Origin of the sequence: Streptomyces sp. NPDC091209 (genome assembly GCF_044757755.1) — a bacterium.
In the GTDB taxonomy this organism is placed as follows: Bacteria; Actinomycetota; Actinomycetes; order Streptomycetales; family Streptomycetaceae; genus Streptomyces.
Genome location: NZ_JBIVVR010000020.1, coordinates 16,127 through 30,590, shown reverse-complemented (window position 1 = coordinate 30,590; position 14,464 = coordinate 16,127). Strand labels below are relative to the sequence as shown.

The following is a 14,464-nucleotide window of genomic DNA, read 5'->3' as shown; positions in this document are numbered from 1 at the left end:
CGTCCGGTGCGGCATGATGGGGCCCATGGGGACCGAGGGGGAGAACGTCCGTGTGATCGCGGGTCGTTACCGGCTGGAGGCCAGAATCGGCCGGGGCGGCATGGGCATCGTCTGGCGTGCCACCGACCAGCTGCTCGGCCGCCGGGTCGCGGTGAAGGAGCTGGTCCTCGACGACTCGCTCTCGGCGGAGGAGGCCCGGCTCCAGCGCGACCGCACCCTGCGCGAGGCGCGGGCCGTGGCGCAACTGCACCACCCGAACATCATCGTCGTCCACGACGTCGTCGAGGACGACGAACGCCCCTACATCGTCATGGAGTTGATCGACGGCGGCTCGCTCGCCGAACGGATCTCCGCGGACGGACCGGTCGACGCCCGTGAGGCCGCCCGCATCGGCATCGACCTGCTCGGAGCGCTGCGCCGCGCGCACGAAGCGGGGGTCCTGCACCGCGACCTCAAGCCCGCCAACGTCCTCGTCGAAGCGGGCACCGACCGCATCGTGCTCACCGACTTCGGGATCGCCCAGGTCGCGGGCGCGACGACGCTCACGGAGACCGGCGCGTTCGTCGGCTCGCCCGAGTACACCGCGCCCGAACGGATGGCCGGGGCACGGACCGGCCCGGAGTCCGACCTGTGGTCGCTCGGCGCGCTGCTGTGCACGGTGCTGAGCGGAGCGTCGCCGTTCCGCCGCGACTCGCTCGGCGGCATCCTGCACGCGGTCGTCGTCGACGAGATCCGTCCACCGGCCCAGGCCGCGCCGCTGCTGCCCGTCGTACGAGGGCTGCTGGAGCGCGATCCGGAGCGGCGGCTCGACGCGGCGGAGGCGGAGCGGATGCTGCGCACCTTCCGGGACACCGGCCGTACGCCGAGGCTGTCGGTCCCCTACACCCCGACGCGGCGGGACGTACCCCTGCACAGACCCTCGCCCGTGCCGTCGCCCGGTTCTTCCGCCACCCCGGCGGACCAGCCGCCCAGGCAGTCCACGCGCAGTCTCCTCGTCGCCGCCGCGCTGGTCGCCGCGATGGCCGGTGCGGGGGTGTCGGCGGCCGCGCTGCTGATGGGCGACGGCGGCGGGGACGGCAAACCGGCCTCGTCGAGTTCGCCGGGCACGTCACGGACGGCGGGTACGTCTTCGGCTTCACGCACACCGAGTACGTCGTCCGCGGCGTCCGGCACGCACTCGGCCCCGCCCGCGGGAGCCGACCCCACGGTCACGGTGACCCGGCGCCAGTCGCCGGCCGCCACCCCCCGCACGGCACCTTCGGGATACCGCACCGCGTCGGATCCGAACGGTTTCTCGCTCGCCGTGCCCAACGGCTTCACGCGGGATCCCCAGGGGGAGCGGATCTTCTACATGTCGCCGGGTGGCACCTTCCGCATCGGCATCAAGGTGGCCGATCCCGAGACGGGCGGTCCGCTCGGCGTGATGCGCCGGGCGGACGCCGACGGGCCGGCCAACAACCCCGGCTATCGCGACGGCACGGTCGCCCGGACGGTCCACGACGGACACCTCGCCGCCCTCTGGGAGTTCACCTGGAACGGCTTCACCGCGGCGGAGGGCGCACGGCACACCTACGACCTGTGCTGGGAGGAGGGCGGCCGCATGTACGACGTCTGGGTCTCCGCGCCGGTGGGCCGGGTGACGGAGGCGAAGGAGTACTTCGACGTGGCGGTCGATACGTTCGTGGCCCCGTGAAGCTCGCAGCCTCGCTCCTCCCCGGTGACCGGACTGAAACCGGAGAAACGATCCCCCGGTGATCGTCGGATCGACAACGCCCTGATCAGCGTATTCGCTGCCAGTGATCACTGGCGGTGTGTGAGTACTCCGTGAAAGGCCATTACCGACGGGTACCCAAAGGGAGCGAGCGGGCATACCCTGCGGCTCATGACGGACTCGCAGGCCGCGGAGCAGGCCACGGAAAACACCGGCACCGACGAGACGGCCGGTACCGGCGCGGCGGTCGACGCGACCACGCCGACCGCCACGGACCTGACGTCCGCCGCCGACGTGTCGGCCGACGCGGACGACAAGGCCGGGACGAACGCGGGCACGGACGAAACGCCTGCCACCGTGGAGACGCCCGTCGCCGTGGGGACGCCTGCCACCGTGGGGACGCCCGTCGCCGTGGGGACGCCCGTCGCCGTGGGGACGCCTGCCACCGTGGAGACGGCCGCGGCTGCGGAGACGCCCGCCGCCGTGCAAACGGCCGGTCCGGACGAGGCCGCGGAGGCTGTGGTCGCGGAGACAGTGGCCGCGGAGGCCGTGGTCGCCGACAGCGGCGCGGACGACACCGCGGCTGCGGACGGGGCCGGTACCTCAGGGGCCATCGGCACCAACCCCCTCGCTCCCGCCCCGGCCGGCGCCCGTACCGCCGCCGACGTGGTCACCCCCGAACTCGTCGCGCAGCTCACCAAGGGAGTGGCCGGCTCCGGGCGGACCGCCAACCACACGCCGTTCACCGGCGAGAAGCTGGCCGACGTGCCCGAGTCCACCCCGGAGGACGTCGAGAAGGCCTTCGAGCGGGCCCGCGCCGCCCAGGTCGCCTGGGCGGCCACCCCGGTACGGCAGCGCGCCGCCGTCCTGCTCCGCTTCCACGACCTCGTGCTCGCCCGGCAGGCCGAGGTGCTGGACCTCATCCAGCTGGAGACCGGCAAGGCCCGGCTGCACGCCCACGAAGAGGTCCAGGCCGTCGTGGTCGCCGCGCGCCACTACGGACGCAAGGCGCCCTCGTACCTGCGTCCCAAGCGGCACGCGGGCGCGGTCCCCACCCTCACCAAGGTCACCGAACTGCGCCACCCGCGTGGTGTCGTCGGGCAGATCGCGCCCTGGAACTACCCGCTGGAGCTGTCGGTCGGCGACGCGCTGCCGGCGTTCGTCGCGGGCAACGCGGTCGTCATGAAGCCTGACACCGAGACCTGCCTCACCGCCCTGTGGGCGCGTGACCTGCTGATCGAGGCCGGGCTGCCCGCGGAGATCTTCCAGGTCGTCATCGGCGAGGGGCCGGTCGTCGGACCCGAGGTCGTCAAGCACGCCGACTACGTCTCCTTCACCGGGTCGACCCGGACCGGCCGCGAGGTCGCCCAGGGCGCCGCGGCCCGTCTCGTCGGGGTCTCCCTCGAACTCGGCGGCAAGAACGCCATGGTGGTCCTGGAGGACGCCGATCTCGACAAGGCCGCCGCCGGTGCCGTCCGCGCCTGCTTCTCCTCCGCCGGTCAACTCTGCATCTCCATCGAGCGGTTGTACGTCCACGAGTCGATCGCCGACGCCTTCGCCGAGCGGTTCGCCGCCCGGACCCGGGCCATGCGGCTGGGCACCTCCCTGGCGTACGGGGCCGACATGGGGTCGCTGGTCGGGGAGCGGCAGCTGGAGACCGTGACGCGGCACGTCGAGGAGGCCGTCGCCAAGGGGGCCAGGGTCGTCACCGGCGGTGTCGCCCGGCCCGACATCGGCCCGTACTTCTACGAGCCCACCATCCTCGACGGAGTGGAGGCCCCGATGGCCGTCTGCGCCGAGGAGACCTTCGGACCCGTCGTCTCCCTCTACCGGTTCACGACCGAGGACGAGGTGGTCGAGCTCGCCAACTCCACCTCGTACGGCCTCAATTCGTCCGTCTGGACCAAGGACGGGCGGCGCGGTCGCGCGGTCGCGGCCCGGCTGCGGACCGGCACGGTGAACGTCAACGAGGGGTACGCGCCCGCGTACGGCAGTGTCCAGTCGCCCATGGGCGGCATGAAGGACTCCGGCCTCGGCCGCCGGCACGGCTCGGAGGGCATCCTCAAGTACACCGAGGCGCAGACGGTCGCCCATCAGAGGCTGCTGCCGATGGCGCCGTCCCTCGGCATGGACGACGAGAAGTACGCGGCGTTCATGAGCCGGAGCCTGAAGCTCATGAAGGTGTTCCGGCTGCGCTAGTCCCCTGGCCCTTCGCGGGTCCTCGACAACGATCCACGGTCCCCGACCGGTTCTCGATGAGGAGAGCGGCACGTGTCACAGGAGAGCTCTGTCCAGGAACAGCCGGACGAGGCAACGGACGGGGGAACGTACGACTACGACGTCATCGTCGTCGGCTCCGGCTTCGGCGGCTCCGTCACCGCTCTGCGGCTGACGGAGAAGGGGTACCGGGTAGGAGTCCTCGAAGAGGGCCGGCGCTTCACCCGCGACACGCTCCCCAAGAACTCCTGGGACATCAAGAACTACCTCTGGGCCCCACGGCTCGGCATGTACGGCATCCAGCGCATCCATCTGCTGGGCAACGTGATGGTGCTCGCGGGGGCGGGTGTCGGCGGCGGTTCGCTCAACTACGCCAACACCCTCTACGTACCGCCGAAGCCGTTCTTCGAGGACCCGCAGTGGAAGGACATCACCGACTGGGAGGGAGAGTTGAAGCCGTACTACGACCAGGCCCGGCGCATGCTGGGCGTGCGGCTCAACCCGACCATGACCCCGTCGGACGTGCACCTCAAGGCCGCCGCGGAGCGGATGGGGGTCGGGGACACCTTCCACATGGCGCCCGTCGGCGTCTTCTTCGGCGACGGACAGGACGCGGACGGGTCGGCCGGGGCGAAGCCCGGCGAGGAGGTGGCCGACCCGTACTTCGGGGGCGTCGGGCCCTCCCGCAAGGCCTGCACGGAATGCGGCGAGTGCATGACCGGCTGCCGCCACGGCGCCAAGAACACCCTCAACGAGAACTATCTCCACCTCGCCGAGAAGGCGGGCGCGGTCGTCCATCCCATGACGACCGTCGTGTCCGTCACCGACGACTCGCGGGGCGGGTACGCCGTCCAGACCCTGCCGACGGACGAGCGGCGCAAGGGGGAGGGGCGGACCTTCACGGCGCACCGGGTCGTTCTCGCGGCCGGCACCTACGGCACCCAGACCCTGCTGCACCGCATGAAGGCGGGCGGCCAGCTGCCGTACCTGTCGAAGCGGCTGGGCGAGCTGACCCGCACCAACTCCGAGGCGCTGGTGGGCGCGCAGACGGACAACCGCCGCTACCGGAAGGCGCACGGGACGCCCAGGGCCGACTTCACCCAGGGTGTGGCCATCACGTCCTCGATCCACCCGGACGAGAACACCCACATCGAACCCGTCCGCTACGGCAAGGGCTCCAACGCGATGGGCGGCCTGTCCATCCTCCAAGTCCCCTACGCGGAGGGCTCGTCGAGGGTGGCCGGATGGCTCGTCAACGCGGTCAGGCATCCGGTGCTGGTGCTCCGGTCGCTGTCCAACCGCCGCTGGTCCGAACGCACCATCATCGGTCTTGTCATGCAGTCGCTCGACAACTCCCTGACGACGTATCTGAAGCCGAAGGGCGCGGGCAAGGGGCTGTTGACGGCCCGTCAGGGGCACGGTGCTCCCAACCCCAAGCAGATCAGGGCCGCTTCGCAGGCCGCCTCGGTCATCGCCGAGGAGATCAACGGCTTCGCGGGCAGCAATGTCGGCGAGCTGATGGGTACCCCGCTCACCGCGCACTTCCTCGGCGGCTGCCCGATCGGCGCCGGAGCGGAGGAGGGTGTCATCGACCCCTACCACCGGCTCTACGGCCACCCGGGCATCTCGGTCGTGGACGGTGCCGCCGTCTCCGCGAACCTCGGCGTCAACCCGTCGCTCACCATCACCGCGCAGGCCGAGCGGGCCATGTCGTTCTGGCCCAACAAGGGCGAGGCCGATCCGCGTCCGGCGCCGGGAGCCGCGTACGAGCGCCTCAATGCGGTGGAGCCAAGCCGGCCCGCCGTCCCCGCGGACGCCTTCGGCGCGCTGCGGCTGCCGTTCCTGGGCATGCCGACGATGCCACCGAAGCCGTAGCGCAAGCCCCGGCCGCTACAACACCGGCCCGGGGCCGGACCCCGAGCCCGGACCCGGCCCGGACCCGAACCCGGCCCGGACCCGAACCCGGACCGGACCCGGACCCGGGCCGACCCCGAACCCAGGCCGGTCCTGAATCCGGACCCGGTCCCGACCCGGTCCCGACCCGGACCCGGGCCGGGTTCGAAGCCGGGCCGACCCCCGAACCTGGACCCGACCCGGACCCGACCCGAACCCGGCCGGGCTCGAAGCCGGGCCGACCACCGAACCTGGGCCGGACCCGTTCCCGACCCGGACCCGGACCCGGTCCTGAATCCGGACCCGGTCCCGACCCGGACCCGGACCCGACCCGGCCGGGCTCGAAGCCGGGCCGACCCGGACCTGGGCCGGACCTGGGCCGGACCCGGCTCGAAGCCGGACCCGAATCCGGGCCCGGCTCGAAGCCGGACCTCGACCCCGGCCCCGACCCGGACGAGCGGCCCCCCTGCTCGAACCCGAACTCCAGCCCCCGGACAGCGAAAAGAAGGACCTGCGCCCCCCTCCGAGCACAGGTCCTTCTCTTCTCGCGGCCTTGTGTGACTTCTCGCGACGTCCGGCGAGGCTTGGTGGCCGCCTCGGTCTGGCCGGGCCGTGTTACGCGGTCGCGCCACCGGACTTGCGGCGACGGACGACGACCAGCGCGCCGGCACCGGCGACGACGGCGATACCGCCGGCGAGGCCGATCATCGGCAGGGCGGAGCTGGAGCCCGTCGCGGCGAGACTGCCGTCCACCTGCGGCGTGTTGCCCTTGTCGGCAGGCTTGTCCGAGACCGGAACCTTGCCGCCTTCCTGCGGCTTGGTGCCGTCGGTGTCCGTGCCGGACGAGACGATCTGGAACTTGTACGCGACCTCGCCGAAGCCGGTGCACGCCGCGTCGGCGTCGCCGTAGATGCTGGCGCCGAGGGAGAAGCCGGCGCCGACCGGGGCGCTGGACTTCACGTTGATCCGGAGCGGGATGTCGACCTCGTAGTCGGGCTTGAGCTCGTCGGTGTAGCCGACGAAGCCGACCGCGTAACCCTCGGAGTCGACGTCCTCCCAGGTCTTGTCGTCCGGGTTGTACGCCTGGAGCTGGACCTTCTTGCTCTGGAAGAGGTCGTCGCCGGCCTTGTCGGAGGACGCGCCGGCGAAGAAGCCGAGGTCGCTCAGGGTGGAGTCGGAGTTGTTCAGAACGGCAAGGGAGAACTTGTGCCAGCCGCTGCCCGCCGCGATCTTGCCGGGCAGTCCGGCGATGGACACCTGGACCTTGGAGTCCGAGCACTCGGAGGGCTCGGGGTCCGGGGACTCCGACGCGGAGGCGGAAGCGGAGGCCGACGCCGAGGCGGAGGCGGAGCCGCTCGGGGCCGGAGCGGACGCGCTCGCGGACGCCGACGCCGACGCGGACGCGGACGCCGAGGCGGACGCCGAGGCGGACTCCGACGTGCCGGCGCTCGGCGACGCCGACTGGGACGGGGACTCGGATGTGCTCGCGCTCGGGGACGGGCTTTCGTCCGCGAACGCGGCCGGCGCGACCGACAGCAACGCGAGCGGGGCTATGACAGCCGTCGCGGCCGCAGTGGCCATGGCACGGCGAAGCTTCATGAAGACCTCAGATGTCCGGTGCGCCGTGAACTCGTGGCGCGTATATGGCGTTTATGGGTGAGGCCTCCGCGTGTGGGGCGCGGGTGTGGCCGTTGGTTCTGCAGGTGTGACCGGCGAAACCTGAGAATGGTTGTCCGGCCTCTCACTGAATTCTTATGTGGCCTGAGTCACACACCGGTCGGGCTTGCGTACGCCCGTTCGAGCCGCTTACAAATTGGCTTCGTGTCCGAAAAGCAGCCGGGGGAAGCCGGGGAGCCGACGGTTCCTGACGATGTGTGGGAACGCTTCGCGCGCGACAGTGAACGCGACATCCGCGGCTCGGCCCCCAAGGAGCCGTCCGCCCGGGCGCGCATGGTGACGGAGCGGCTGCGGCTGCAGGACGCCCGGGAGGCCGAACGGGCAGCCCGCCGGGCCACCCGCAAGGAAGCGCGGCCGGCCGCCCAGCCCGAGGGCTGGCGGACGGGTCCCGCCTGGCGTGAGATGGACGGGCGCGCCGCCCGGCGCCGGAGGCTGTGGGCGATCCTCGGGATCCCGCTCGCCGTCGCCGTGGTGGTCGTCGCGATGAAGCCGTCGCTGCTGCCCGGTGATCCCTTCGGCGCGGCGGCCAGGTCCGCCTCGGCCAAGTCCGCGTCGGCCGCCCCCACGTTGCCCGCCGAGACGGCGGCCCCGACCGCGCCGCCCTCCGCCCCGGACGCGCAGACACCTACCAGGGAACACCCGTTCGCCGGATCGCCCGCCGAGCGCTGGGCCGACGGCTCGGCCGCCATCGTCGTCCCCGAGGCCACCCCGGTCGGCTCCCTCACGAAGGGGCAGGTGGCCACCGCGCTGAAGCAGACCAAGAACCTGCTCGTCGGGGCGAACCTCGACCCGGCGACCCTGCGCGGTGAGCGTCCCGAGGCGGCGCTCGCCGTCCTCGACCCCAAGCAGAACCGGGTGGTGGACGAGGTCAACCGCCGACTGCGCGCGCCGGACAGGAAGCACGATCCGCTGGGCATGTTCAGCCGCTTCGATCCCCACGAGGCACGCCTGGTCGGGCGGGTGGTCAAGGTGCACGGCCGGATCACCTTCAAGGCGGGCGAGGACGCGTCCGTCGCCATCCACGCCGACTACACCTTCGTCTACCCGGTGTCCCCGGCACGCGGGAACTCGGCCGAGGTGACCCGCACCATCGTGCGCCGCGTCCTCGACGTCTCGTTCTCCGACCCGAGGAAGTTCCTGGTCACCCCCGGCAAATTGACGATCCGTCGGTACGACGAGAGCATCGGCAACTCCGCCTGCGACATCTACGACGGCTTCCTGCACCCGCAGTTCGTGTCGGACTCGGTGTCGGCCACCCCCACCGACGCCTCGCCGTCCGGTCCGACCACCGACCCGTACGACCGCAGGCGTGACCTCGATCTCTCCCGCTCGGCCGACTGCGGCACGGTGTCCCGCGTCTGACCGCGTCCGCCGCGGGTTCCGGGGACCGTGCCCCGGCGGCCGCGCCCGCCCCACGTCGAAGGGCCCCGCGGGACGGCTGTCCGCGGGGCCCTTCTTCCGACAGCACCGACGTCAGGGAGGCGCCGGTGCCTTGAGGCGGCGTCGGGGGATGCGCCGCTGGTCGCGGGAGTGGCCGCCGGTCGAGCGCGGCGGCACACGAGGGCGGCGCACATGGCGCCGGCCCTGAACGGTTCCGTCGGACGGCCCCGGGCGTCCCCGGGGCCGACCGTTCTCTTGAGTGACCGGGCTGCTGTCCCCTGCCGTCCGGTCACACCACCTGGAGCGAGGTCCCACGACGCACGGCACGATCCGTACGTCTCATCGCTCCAGCGAAGCCACGCGTGGTTCCTTCGGGCCCGCCCCTGGCTGACACGGACACCAGAAGAAACGAAGTCCGCGACCTCCCGGTCATGCGCCGTACGGGTGAGAGGGCATGCGTACGTGCGTACGCCGGGTGTCGGACGCCGTACCCCTGTGGGGAACTCAGACCCGGCCGCGGCACAGTTCGAGCAGGGTCATGGCCAGCGAGGTGCCCGGCTTGCCGAGCGCGTCCCGGTAGTGGGCGAGGATCTCCATCTCGCGGGAGAGGTTCACCCGGCGGCCGCCGGAGGTGATCCGGGCCTCCTGGATCACGGCCGAGACGGCCATCCGTTCCTGCACGAGACCGATGATCCGGTCGTCCAGGGCGTCGATGCGCTCACGGGCACCGGTGATCACGTCGGCGGCCTCGTCGGTGCGGGCGCCGGTCTTGTCGAGTACGTCGGCCATGGTGGGGCTCCTCGGTGGAAGGGGTGCCCCGGAGCGGCAGGGCCCGGAAACGGCAGACGCCCCGGGCCTTGTCGGCCCGGGGCGCCTGGGAAGTCGCTTGTCAGTTGCTCAAGCGGCACGACCATGGCAGCCGGTGGGCCGGTTGCCATAGGTAAACAGGTAGGTCGTGTGCGTGAGCATGACGGCAGTATGCACGCCCACGAGGGCGCCGGCCAAGCAGGTTCGGATGGTGAGACCGAGGCCCGGAACCCCGCGGGCGCCGGACCCACCGCGGCCCCCGGTAGAATCGGCCGTACACACCCTTTTGCTCACCGCCGGAAGGCAGACCGTGCCAGAAGCGTCCCCCGCCGCCCCCGACACCGTCCTGGTCGTCGACTTCGGTGCGCAGTACGCCCAGCTCATCGCCCGTCGCGTCCGTGAGGCCCGGGTCTACAGCGAGATCGTGCCGAGCACCATGCCGGTCCAGGAGATGCTCGCCAAGAACCCGGCCGCGATCATCCTCTCCGGCGGTCCCTCGTCGGTCTACGCGGAGGGCGCCCCGCGCCTGGACCGCGAGCTCTTCGAGGCGGGCGTCCCCGTCTTCGGCATGTGCTACGGCTTCCAGCTGATGGCGACCACCCTCGGCGGCACGGTCGACAACACCGGAGCCCGCGAGTACGGCCGTACGCCCCTGCACGTCTCGAAGTCGGGTTCCACCCTGTTCGAGGGCACCCCGGACGAGCAGCCGGTGTGGATGTCGCACGGCGACGCCTGCTCCGCCGCTCCCGAGGGCTTCACCGTCACGGCCTCCACGGACGTCGTCCCGGTCGCCGCCTTCGAGAACGACGAGAAGAAGCTCTACGGCGTCCAGTACCACCCCGAGGTCATGCACTCCACGCACGGCCAGCAGGTCCTGGAGCACTTCCTGTACCGCGGCGCGGGTCTCACCCCGTCCTGGACGACCGGCAACGTCATCGACGAGCAGGTCGCCCTGATCCGCGAGCAGGTCGGCACCAAGCGCGCGATCTGCGGTCTGTCCGGCGGAGTGGACTCGGCGGTCGCCGCGGCCCTCGTGCAGAAGGCCATCGGCTCCCAGCTCACCTGTGTGTACGTCGACCACGGTCTGATGCGCCAGGGCGAGACCGAGCAGGTCGAGAAGGACTTCGTCGCCGCGACCGGCGTGCAGCTCAAGGTCGTGGACGCGGAGGAGCGCTTCCTCACCGCGCTCAAGGGCGTCTCGGACCCCGAGGAGAAGCGGAAGATCATCGGGCGCGAGTTCATCCGCGTCTTCGAGCAGGCCCAGGCGGAGATCATCGCCGAGGCCGCCGAGGGCGAGGACGTCGCGTTCCTGGTCCAGGGCACGCTCTACCCGGACGTCGTCGAGTCCGGCGGCGGCACCGGCACCGCCAACATCAAGTCCCACCACAACGTGGGCGGCCTCCCCGAGGACCTGGAGTTCCAGCTCGTCGAGCCGCTGCGCAAGCTGTTCAAGGACGAGGTCCGGATGGTCGGCCAGGAGCTCGGCCTCCCGGAGGAGATCGTCCAGCGCCAGCCGTTCCCCGGCCCCGGCCTCGGCATCCGGATCGTCGGCGAGGTCACCAAGGAGCGTCTCGACCTGCTCCGCCAGGCCGACGCCATCGCCCGCGAGGAGCTGACCGCCGCCGGTCTCGACCGGGACATCTGGCAGTGCCCGGTGGTCCTGCTCGCCGACGTGCGCAGCGTTGGCGTCCAGGGTGACGGCCGCACGTACGGCCACCCGATCGTCCTGCGTCCGGTGTCCAGCGAGGACGCCATGACGGCCGACTGGTCGCGGCTGCCCTACGAGGTCCTGGCGAAGATCTCGACGCGCATCACGAACGAGGTCGCCGACGTCAACCGCGTCGTGCTCGACGTGACGAGCAAGCCCCCGGGCACCATCGAGTGGGAGTAGTCCCCTTCCGGGGGATTCCCCAGGGGGAGTGACCCTCCCCTTCAGGTCCGCTTGAGCGTGCGCACCGGCGCGCCGGGCTTCCAGACCTGGACGACCAGATAGGTCTCGTCCTCCACGTAGGTCCGCGCGACCTCCGTCAGCTCGGTGCGGAAGAGGTGGAACGGCTCCGGCGGTTCCACCTCTTTCACGTACGTGGCCTTCGCGGGGACGTCGTCGCCCACCTCGACCGCCCGCCCGCTGATCCGCACGTCGCCGCCGCCCATCCCGGTGCCGGCCCCCGGATTCGCCTGGAGCGCGAAGCGCGGGTCGCGGCGCAGGTCGAGCGCCTTGAGGGAGTCCGGCATCATGCCGAGCCACAGCTCGCCATGCAGGAAACGCACCTCGATGCCGGAGGTGCGGGGCGAGCCGTCCCTGCGGAGCGTGGCGAGGACGTGGTGGGTGAAGGCGCCGAAGCGCTGTTCGACGGTGCCGGCGAGATCCGGTTCGGCCGTGGAGAGAGCTGCCCAGTTCATGACCCGAGTCTGGCGCGCATACCCGACATCTTCTGTCGGGTATTGCGGGTGTCCCTCTTTGTTCCTCTTTTTTCTCTCACGGAACACCCCTGTTCTCCTGCGCTGACCCCGGGTAACTTCCGCTCCGTACCGAACACGCCAGTGCTGGAGGACCTATGCAAGGGCCCACTCCGCCCCTGCCCCGCCCCACCGACCAACTGCGCTTCGCCATGCCGCCGATGCACGAATCGACGGACGACGAACGGCAGCACCGCAAGGAGCGCCTGGCCGGCGCGCTGCGGCTGTTCGGACGGCTCGGCTTCGAGGACGGCGTCTCCGGACACATCACGGCACGCGACCCGGAGTACAGCGACTGCTTCTGGGTCAACCCGTTCGGCATGCCGTTCAAGCACGTCACCGTCAGCGACCTGGTCATGGCCAACCAGGACGGCCAGGTGATCCAGGGCCGCTACCACGTGAACCAGGCGGCGTTCACCGTGCACTCCCAGGTCCACGCCGCCCGCCCCGACGTCGTCGCCGTCGCCCACTGCCACTCCGTGCACGGCCGCGCCCTCGCTGCCCTCGGCGATCTGCTCGACCCGATCACCCAGGAGAGCTGTGCCTTCTACGAGGATCACGCTCTGTACGACGCCTACACCGGGGTCGCCGTCGACGCGGAGGAGGGCCGCAGGATCGCGTCCGCGCTGGGCACCCGCAAGGCGCTGGTGCTGCGCAACCACGGGCTGCTGACCGTCGGGGACTCGGTGGACGCGGCGGCCTGGTGGTTCCTGTCCATGGAGCGGTCGAGCCAGGTCCAGCTCACCGCGAAGGCCGCGGGCCGGCCCCTCCTCATCGACCACAAACAGGCGGTCGCCACCCGCGAACAGCTCGGCGGCGACCTGGTGGCATGGATCAACTACCAGCCCCTGTGGCAGGACATCAGCCGCAGCGAACCGGATCTCCTCAGCTAGCACTTGTCCGGATATGGGTCGGTACGGGCGGACGGAGCGGTCACGGCGTAGGCCGCTAGAAACCCCGTAGGACGGCCGCCTTCGTCAGGGCGAACTCCTCGTCCGTCAGGACGCCGTCGCGGTGCAGCTCGCCCAACTCCCGCAGACGGCGCAGCAGTACGTCGTGGTGTTCGGACGGCGCAGGGGCCGTGGCGGGCCGGTCCGCGTACGCTCCGGTGCGCGCCGAGGGATGCGGCAGCCGTGCCGTGACCGCGGTGGCGACCAGCGCGGTGAGCAGGTCGCGGCGGGAGCTGCCCCACAGATCGAGGGCGTACGGGTCCTTCTCGGGCGGCAGTTTGGAGAACACCGCCTCGCTCGTCACGAACCGCAGGAAACCGTCCTCGTAACCGGAGTTGGGCAGCCACTCGACCTGCACGAGGTCGCCCAGGGCGATGATCCGGGGGCCCGTCGCCCGCTTGACCCGGTCCGAGGTGTCCGCCCAGTCGATGCGCACCTGCGTCCCGTCGAAGGAGACCGTGCCGTCGCTGGAGCGGACGGACACCGGGACGGGCGGTCCCGCGAGCAGATACGTCTTCGCCGGTTCCTTGGGGATCTGCTCCAGGAGCAGCGCGCGGCGGATCTCCTCGGCGACGTACTCGGCCACTCCGGAACGGTCGACGTCGACCGACAGCCGGTAGGGGTCCGCCGCGTCGGGCAGCCGGCCCCCGGTCGCCTGAAGCAGCGGGTCGGCGCCCTCGCGCAGCCGCAGTCGCAGCCGGCCACGCTTGCGTTCGGGTTCGTGGACGATGCCCGACACCGCCTCCAGAGGAACGGCGATCTCCCCGTACGTCTGCCGGAACAGCGGCACGGTGCGGTGCAGTCCCGGCGTGATCCTGACCGTGCTGCCGTCGAAGGCCCAGGTCCCGTCGCGCTGGATGATCTCGGCCATGGACAAATTCTCGCAGCCGGGTCAACAGGCGGTCTCTCGCTTCCTTCGCGCCGAACCGACCTGACGCGTGCGCGCCGTGCTCCGTACGGCACAATTCGCTGTCATCACTGAACAGTTCTCAGGCAGGTGTGCGGCAGCCAGGCGTACGGACGCTCCGGTGTGCGATGGTCGGGGCACATCGGGTCCGGCCGTACGGCGGCCGGGCACGTCCGGGGCGTACCGGATCGGGCCGTACGGCCGGCCGGAGGGGCGTGCGTGCCCGGATTCGGGTCGCGCGGCGGCCTGACGGGTGCTGCGCATCGTGGCGGACAGGCGGCTGGGCGGCCGGTCGGTCTCGTGTGCGGGCTTCGGGCGGGGCGACGGTCGGGCGTGCGTGGCGCTTCGGCGGTGTGGTGGTCGGGCGTGCGTGGCGCTTCGGCTGTACGGATTTTCTGGCGCGGGAAGGCGGCAGTGGGCGTGGCGGTGCAGGAGGCGAGACACGGTGCGGGGCACGGTGCC

The 14,464-nt window shown here is 71.5% G+C and carries 11 protein-coding genes; 7 read left to right on the top strand and 4 right to left on the bottom strand.

Annotation, left to right across the window (positions count from 1 at the left end):
- The first annotated feature begins 25 nt into the window (after positions 1-25).
- From ACIQRL_RS37685 to ACIQRL_RS37675, 3 genes are all read left to right on the top strand, one after another.
- Positions 26-1,693, top strand: a complete 1,668-nt coding sequence (locus ACIQRL_RS37685) for a protein kinase (protein WP_401340269.1) — start codon at positions 26-28, stop codon at positions 1,691-1,693.
- Positions 1,694-2,323: 630 nt separating this feature from the next.
- Positions 2,324-3,910: a succinic semialdehyde dehydrogenase gene (locus ACIQRL_RS37680; RefSeq protein WP_401340436.1), complete on the top strand. Its 1,587-nt coding sequence runs from the start codon at positions 2,324-2,326 to the stop codon at positions 3,908-3,910.
- A gap of 72 nt (positions 3,911-3,982) precedes the next feature.
- Positions 3,983-5,803, top strand: a complete 1,821-nt coding sequence (locus tag ACIQRL_RS37675) for a GMC family oxidoreductase N-terminal domain-containing protein (protein WP_401340266.1) — start codon at positions 3,983-3,985, stop codon at positions 5,801-5,803.
- Between the two features lie 633 nt (positions 5,804-6,436).
- On the opposite strand, the gene ACIQRL_RS37670 is transcribed toward ACIQRL_RS37675, so the two are convergent.
- Positions 6,437-7,078, bottom strand: coding sequence for an LPXTG cell wall anchor domain-containing protein (locus ACIQRL_RS37670; RefSeq protein WP_401340265.1), 642 nt, complete (start codon positions 7,076-7,078; stop codon positions 6,437-6,439).
- Between ACIQRL_RS37670 and ACIQRL_RS37665 the strand changes: the two genes are divergently transcribed.
- Positions 7,071-7,481 (top strand): hypothetical protein, encoded by a 411-nt coding sequence (locus tag ACIQRL_RS37665; protein ID WP_401340262.1) that lies wholly within the window; start codon positions 7,071-7,073, stop codon positions 7,479-7,481. The two genes, ACIQRL_RS37670 and ACIQRL_RS37665, sit on opposite strands and share 8 nt — an antisense overlap.
- Before the next feature lie 161 nt (positions 7,482-7,642).
- Positions 7,643-8,860, top strand: coding sequence for a hypothetical protein (locus tag ACIQRL_RS37660; protein ID WP_401340259.1), 1,218 nt, complete (start codon positions 7,643-7,645; stop codon positions 8,858-8,860).
- 522 nt (positions 8,861-9,382) lie between these two features.
- On the opposite strand, the gene ACIQRL_RS37655 is transcribed toward ACIQRL_RS37660, so the two are convergent.
- Entirely contained in the window at positions 9,383-9,667 is a 285-nt protein-coding gene (locus tag ACIQRL_RS37655) for a chorismate mutase (RefSeq protein WP_401340256.1), read from the bottom strand.
- A gap of 328 nt (positions 9,668-9,995) precedes the next feature.
- On the opposite strand from ACIQRL_RS37655, the gene guaA reads away from it, so the two are divergent.
- Positions 9,996-11,576 (top strand): glutamine-hydrolyzing GMP synthase, encoded by a 1,581-nt coding sequence (gene guaA / locus ACIQRL_RS37650; protein WP_389076743.1) that lies wholly within the window; start codon positions 9,996-9,998, stop codon positions 11,574-11,576.
- Positions 11,577-11,617: 41 nt separating this feature from the next.
- Here the strand turns inward: guaA and ACIQRL_RS37645 are convergent, their stop codons facing one another.
- Positions 11,618-12,088, bottom strand: coding sequence for a pyridoxamine 5'-phosphate oxidase family protein (locus tag ACIQRL_RS37645; protein ID WP_401340254.1), 471 nt, complete (start codon positions 12,086-12,088; stop codon positions 11,618-11,620).
- Positions 12,089-12,243: 155 nt separating this feature from the next.
- On the opposite strand from ACIQRL_RS37645, the gene ACIQRL_RS37640 reads away from it, so the two are divergent.
- Complete coding sequence (locus ACIQRL_RS37640; protein ID WP_401340252.1) at positions 12,244-13,038, top strand: class II aldolase/adducin family protein; 795 nt, start codon at positions 12,244-12,246, stop codon at positions 13,036-13,038.
- Between the two features lie 55 nt (positions 13,039-13,093).
- Here ACIQRL_RS37640 and ACIQRL_RS37635 read toward each other — a convergent pair whose 3' ends face one another.
- Complete coding sequence (locus tag ACIQRL_RS37635; RefSeq protein ID WP_401340250.1) at positions 13,094-13,966, bottom strand: DUF4429 domain-containing protein; 873 nt, start codon at positions 13,964-13,966, stop codon at positions 13,094-13,096.
- Positions 13,967-14,464 lie beyond the last annotated feature (498 nt).

What these genes read in the sequence shown, in the direction of transcription:
- ACIQRL_RS37645 (WP_401340254.1), bottom strand. Translation starts at nt 12,088, where the DNA reads ATGAACTGGGCAGCTCTCTCCACGGCCGAACCGGATCTCGCCGGCACC.
- ACIQRL_RS37685 (WP_401340269.1), top strand. Translation starts at nt 26, where the DNA reads ATGGGGACCGAGGGGGAGAACGTCCGTGTGATCGCGGGTCGTTACCGG.
- ACIQRL_RS37665 (WP_401340262.1), top strand. Translation starts at nt 7,071, where the DNA reads ATGGACACCTGGACCTTGGAGTCCGAGCACTCGGAGGGCTCGGGGTCC.
- ACIQRL_RS37640 (WP_401340252.1), top strand. Translation starts at nt 12,244, where the DNA reads ATGCAAGGGCCCACTCCGCCCCTGCCCCGCCCCACCGACCAACTGCGC.
- ACIQRL_RS37635 (WP_401340250.1), bottom strand. Translation starts at nt 13,966, where the DNA reads ATGGCCGAGATCATCCAGCGCGACGGGACCTGGGCCTTCGACGGCAGC.
- ACIQRL_RS37655 (WP_401340256.1), bottom strand. Translation starts at nt 9,667, where the DNA reads ATGGCCGACGTACTCGACAAGACCGGCGCCCGCACCGACGAGGCCGCC.